Source organism: Microcoleus sp. K5-D4 (assembly GCF_036704575.1).
In the GTDB taxonomy this organism is placed as follows: domain Bacteria; phylum Cyanobacteriota; class Cyanobacteriia; order Cyanobacteriales; family Microcoleaceae; genus Microcoleus.
Genome location: NZ_JAUBSD010000166.1, coordinates 1 through 5,162, shown reverse-complemented (window position 1 = coordinate 5,162; position 5,162 = coordinate 1). Strand labels below are relative to the sequence as shown.

Annotated in this window: 2 protein-coding genes and 3 pseudogenes; 3 read left to right on the top strand and 2 right to left on the bottom strand. The window is 44.9% G+C overall.

Annotated elements, in window-relative coordinates:
• Positions 1-97 precede the first annotated feature (97 nt).
• Positions 98-614 (top strand): annotated as a pseudogene (locus QUA77_RS28590) (ISKra4 family transposase); the annotation flags it as partial.
• A 17-nt stretch (positions 615-631) separates the two neighbouring features.
• On the opposite strand, the pseudogene QUA77_RS28585 reads toward QUA77_RS28590, so the two are convergent.
• Both QUA77_RS28585 and QUA77_RS28580 read right to left on the bottom strand, forming a co-directional pair.
• A pseudogene (locus QUA77_RS28585) lies at positions 632-940 on the bottom strand (transposase family protein); the annotation flags it as partial.
• 762 nt (positions 941-1,702) lie between these two features.
• On the bottom strand, positions 1,703-2,950 hold the full coding sequence (locus QUA77_RS28580; RefSeq protein ID WP_333453983.1) for a hypothetical protein: 1,248 nt from the start codon (positions 2,948-2,950) through the stop codon (positions 1,703-1,705).
• 581 nt (positions 2,951-3,531) lie between these two features.
• Between QUA77_RS28580 and QUA77_RS28575 the strand changes: the two genes are divergently transcribed.
• The gene (locus tag QUA77_RS28575; RefSeq protein WP_333453981.1) at positions 3,532-4,440 is read left to right on the top strand and encodes a tetratricopeptide repeat protein; all 909 of its coding nucleotides are present in this window, start codon (positions 3,532-3,534) and stop codon (positions 4,438-4,440) included.
• A 256-nt stretch (positions 4,441-4,696) separates the two neighbouring features.
• Positions 4,697-4,966: pseudogene (locus tag QUA77_RS28570) on the top strand (Uma2 family endonuclease); the annotation flags it as partial.
• Between the last annotated feature and the right edge of the window lie 196 nt (positions 4,967-5,162).

Genomic DNA, 5,162 nt, shown 5'->3' with positions numbered 1-5,162 from the left:
TGCCTATCTTTTTTTACCACAAGTTGGCTCAATCCTTACTAGCTATGGGTTTTGGGTGGGTTGTCACCCCCCCAGGTCAGAAGCAGGGATAGTAGGTAGTTTTGACAAAAATGAGATAATTATTAATTGGGCCAATCAACAGCCACTAGAAAAACCAGTAAATTGTTTAGGTGATGGGCATGATGGTGTATGGAATATATTCAAAGAAATTAGTTGTAAACAGGACAGAAGAGAAATTCTGGACTGGTATCATTTGAATGAAAATCTTCAGAAAGTAGGTGGTTCAATTAAGCGATTGAAGCAAGCAGAAACATATTTATGGAAAGGAAATGTCCCAAGTGCCAAAGCACTATTTACAGAGTTAAAAAGAAAAACAGCAGTTAATTTTTGCCAATATTTAGAAAAGCACAAAGAAAGAATTATTAATTACGAAGCTTTCCTTCATAGATGAAATATGTTCAATTGGCTCTGGCGCAGTAGAATCAGGAATTAAGCAAATAGCTAGACGAATTAAAATATCTGGAGCAAGTTGGAAATCAGAACATATTGGACAGGTATTGGCTCATCGATGTGCTTACTTAAATGACTTAATTGGTAAGCGAAGAAATAGTTGAGTATAAATACTCATCGCAAAAGTGACACGCTCCCGGATACCATTGGGTAATTCGAGAAATTCCTCTAACCATTGCTGTGTAGCGATGCCATAATTTTCCATGTCTTCCCAACCTTCTGCACCGCCAATGACGGCTAAAATAGAGATTACTAAAATATCTTTTAATAAGTGTTTTTGGGTTCTTTGAACTCTGGGGTCGGGTAGCTCTGCTACACAATTGAGTAAATTGGCTTGGATTTCGCTCAGAGGTGTTAGCTGTCGTTTTTCGGCTCTTTTAGCTTGAGATTTTACAGCGAGTTTCAATCTAGGTGCAAAACCCTTTGTCATTGTCTTTAACTCCGTTTCAACTTGATTGACTTTGTTAAGATTCAAACTTGATTATAGGTTAGAGTTCGGTCATTGCTGACAAGTTAAACTAGGGAAGCATTTGTCAATCAGCAATTATGCTCAAATTTTCTTCAAATATGGGGTGAAAAACGGAAACTTGGGCGCTCGTGCGAGCGTGCGGAGCGCCATATTGATGCCCGCTGACCCCAAATCGCGAATTTTCCACTCTTCAAACAGCACTATTTTGAGTATTATTACTGATTGACAAATGTAGCAAAGTCTTAACTTGTCACGAATGGAGTTCGGTTCACAGGTATAAAGTCTATTGGCGGTTTTTTGTCAAGTACAATTTATACCAAATTAGATGAGCTTACCCTGAGACGAAGGCAAATTGAGTTGCTATGAATATTTCTGAAAAAGCACTTAAATTTGTCTCGTTTAATCACTAATCCTACCAAGGAGATTCGGATACCAATCTATGCTTCTTTGATTTATTACTTGCTTTTTCAATTTGTGGATGTTCCATCTGTAATCGGTGATAAGCTGCTAGATAAATTACGCTATTTACAGGTTTTTATGTGTAAAAAACTTTGCTATTTTCAGTGGTTTAAGAAACTCATTTTTAATGGCTAAAATCAGCTTTTTACAAGATTAGTTTATCTATTTTTATGCTCCGATCAAGGGGCAGTCAACACTTGTGGTAAAAATGCAAGATTAAAAGTTTTTTAACCTTTAATCTTGCATTTTTACTTTCACTATTTTTTATTGCTCGATCGGCTTAGGCTTCTTAACCGGCTTAGGAAGAGGTTCCTTCGGGACAGGCGGTGGTGCTGCAGCAGCAGATTTGATGGTAGGACGCCCTACAGGAGCACCGTCACCGCTGGGCCTAGGAGTAAACGAACGCTTCCCTCCTCCTTTGAAGCCACCGGGCGGCTTGCTGCCAGGGGGGAATTTCCGCTTTTTAATCGGCAGGGCACCAATATTATTAGCCTGCTCAATCATCAGACTGTCACCTTTCAATTTGACGTGGAAATCCCAAAAAAACCCGATCGCCTTTGTTGCTAAATCTCCCTTGAGTTTCAGTTTAAAAAACTTCATCTTGTCGTCATTCTTGCGGGGAGCTTGCTTGATTTTGACGATGACATACTTTTCTTCGTCTTGGGATTGATAAATCACCTCACCTCTAATCGAAAAATAGCCATCTTCAACATCAGGTTCCGAGGGAGGCAAAGATGCGGGCGATGCTTCGCCGCTAGCCTCAATCTCCGCTGCTTCCTGATTTTCCTCATCAGAGGACGGTTCGGGAGGTTTCTTGAGCGTTTCCGGCTCCCAAACCCCCATAATCTGGGCGTGCAAGTTGCCGTCTTCTTGTCTGGTACGCGGATAAACCACCCACAGGTGTTCTTGTTCCAGCTCCAGGTGATTTTTGACTAAACTCATGACTCTACCCAGTAAAACTGCATCGATGGCAGTTCCGTCAGCAGCTATCAACATACCCCGGGTGAATTGCTCTTCTGATGGCGTGTAGCGGCCCCGCACCAAACCAACAGCTCGGTACTGTCTGGGTTCGCTGGGAGGGGGGATGGGATGTTGGCGCATGACGGAGGGTATGTCCTCAGCGGCCTGACTTTCGCTAGTGGCAGGGTCGGCGTTTGCCGGCGGTGCGACTGCTACGGCTGGAGTATCGCTGACAGGTGTCGAAGACGCAGCAGACGCCGGGGGTGCAGGAGCATTGCTGGGCTGGTCTTGTGGCTTTGTTTTGTCCTTGTCGAGGGCAGAACTGTAGCGTGGTCGTTGCAGCCGATCCTTGGACGCTGGGGCGTCTGTTGGCGTTGCCGGTTGATTTTGGTCAACAGGTGCAGCCAACGCCGAAGGCACCGAACTTTCGTCTGGTGTCTCAGGAATGGAATCTGTATCTGTAGGCGGATTGACGGCCTGTTCGCTGGGCTGAGCCTTGCGAGTAGAAGTAGATTTGGACGATTTGGAAGACCGGTTGGGAGAGGGGTTCATAAAAACTCCTTGCAGCGGAGACACATCCCTTAAGGGAAATTAGGAATAAACTGAAGAAACTGCTTTAAAAACTACTAGCACCTGACTTGGGGCTTGCGCCCGGAGGTCTGGTTGTGACCCGTCAACGCCAACTTTCAACGCTACGAGTGCCGAGCGGTTCGCTGGCTGCTAAAATCCTTGCGAGCAAGGACTTTAGGAGTTGCTGACCGATCGATCGCCGATCGCGCCGAGTTGGAGTTGCTGGCTAATAGCATTTAGGATATTCAGCTTGCCTATTTTACTTAATCCAATTACCTAACGGCCTGATCCGCCATATTTTCGGTAATTTTTAGCTTGACCAGACTAAATTGGACAGACACCGCAGTCCTTGGGGCTGCGGGTCTGAGTGTCCAAAATTGTTTAGCTAGCATGGAGTTGTGGGTCTGTTACCATATTAGCTGCAAGTAAAAGGCTGCTTTGTCCGTTCGGACTTTGAAGTTAAGAACTTTTATGGTTGCATGGATCTAGTTAAATGGCAGACGCCCCCGGGCGATGCGTTAATTCTTAGAAAATAGTAGATTTTAAGCTGGGATAGTTGAATTATGGAAAAAGCAAATAAGCGTCGTGGGTTGATTACTGTGGTGGTGGTGCTGTCGCTCATCGCTTTTTTGGGATTTTCTCTGGTTCCCATTTTGGACAGTATTCTCAAGGCCAGCCAAGCCCAAAGTACGTCAACTCCAACCCCTACTCAAACGGCGCAGTCAGGGGAGAAGCAATCAGAGTTGCTGCAAGCTCAGGCTAGGGGATACGAATTGGTTTTGCAGCGGGAACCTGACAACGTAACGGCTTTGCGGGGATTGTTGCAGGTGCGGCTGGAGTTGATCGGGCAAGGAGTGGGGGACATTAAGGATGCGATCGCTCCTTTGGAAAAGTTGGCTTCGCTGAATCCTGAGACAACTGAATACGGAATTTTGCTGGCTCAAGCTAAGGAACGCACGGGCGATCGCGAAGGGGCTGCTCAAGCTTACAGGTCTATTTTAGCGTCTAAGCCTGGGGAAATTAAGGCTTTGCAGGGGTTGGTGAATTTGCTGCTGGTGCAGCAGCGGCCGGAAGCTGCGATCGGATTGCTGCAAGATACGCTGAAGGCTGCTCCGGCTGCAAATCTGGCGAAACCGGAAAGTGTTGATACCACTTCGGTGCAGTTGATTTTGGGACAGGTTTATGCTGTGCAGAAGCGCTATGAGGAGGCGATCGCAATTTACGACGAATCTGCTAAGGCTAATCCCAAAGATTTTCGCCCGACTTTAGGAAAGGCGATCGTGCTGAAGGAACAGGGCAAAACAGATGAGTCAAAAACGCTGTTCGATCGAGCTACTGAGTTAGCTCCTCCTAACTATAAAGACCAAATAAATCAGTTAGCTAGTGGCACTCCTTCGCCTTCTCCTGCGGCTGCGGCTACTCCCGAACCGACTACTTCTCCTAGTCCAGAAGGTGCGCTACCGAAACCTTAAGGAAAGTTTTTAGTGAAAAAGTTTGAGTGGTCAGTGAAAAAAAATTAAGTGAAAAACTTAATAAGTTAAACTCTAAACTACTCGCTTTATTCCTAATTACGCAGGACTTAGGAAAAGAAACCCGGTTTCTACGATGAATCTTGGTTGAACGACGACAGATACATGAATAAACCGGGTTTCTAAGTCCTCGCGCCCAGCGTCCTGTTACCGATTACCAATTACTAATTACCAATTATGTAATACCTCGGAGGGAATTATGACTACTAGCGTTAACCGCGTTGTTCTACCTCCTGCTTTTCCAGACCACACTCAATTACCAGAGTCAGACGGTACTTTTGTGAAAAATTTTCAGGAGCATCCGCAGAGTTTAATTTTAACTGATTCGATCGGGCAAATTTTGCAGGAGCTGCATCCTGACGGACAATATGCGATAGGTCAAGACTGCGGCATTTACTGGCGAGAAACTGAACCAGCGGAACAAGGTGCAGAAGCTCCTGATTGGTTTTACGTTCCGAATGTACCTCCTAACTGTAGTTTAGACTAAAAAATGAGCGCAGCTAAAAGTAGCTACCTTTGAATCTTAGGCAAGCTGTTACTCAAAAATTCAAAATGTAGAAGATTAAATAGCTAATCTTGAAGACTTTTTGCGTAAGGATTCAGGTCTAAAAACTTGCGGCTCCAACGCTTGTCTGGCAAGGGTTTTAGGGCAAAATAAGGGTTTT

Coding starts and splice junctions, on each gene's coding strand:
- QUA77_RS28580 (WP_333453983.1), bottom strand. CDS start 2,950: ATGAACCCCTCTCCCAACCGGTCTTCCAAATCGTCCAAATCTACTTCT.
- QUA77_RS28575 (WP_333453981.1), top strand. CDS start 3,532: ATGGAAAAAGCAAATAAGCGTCGTGGGTTGATTACTGTGGTGGTGGTG.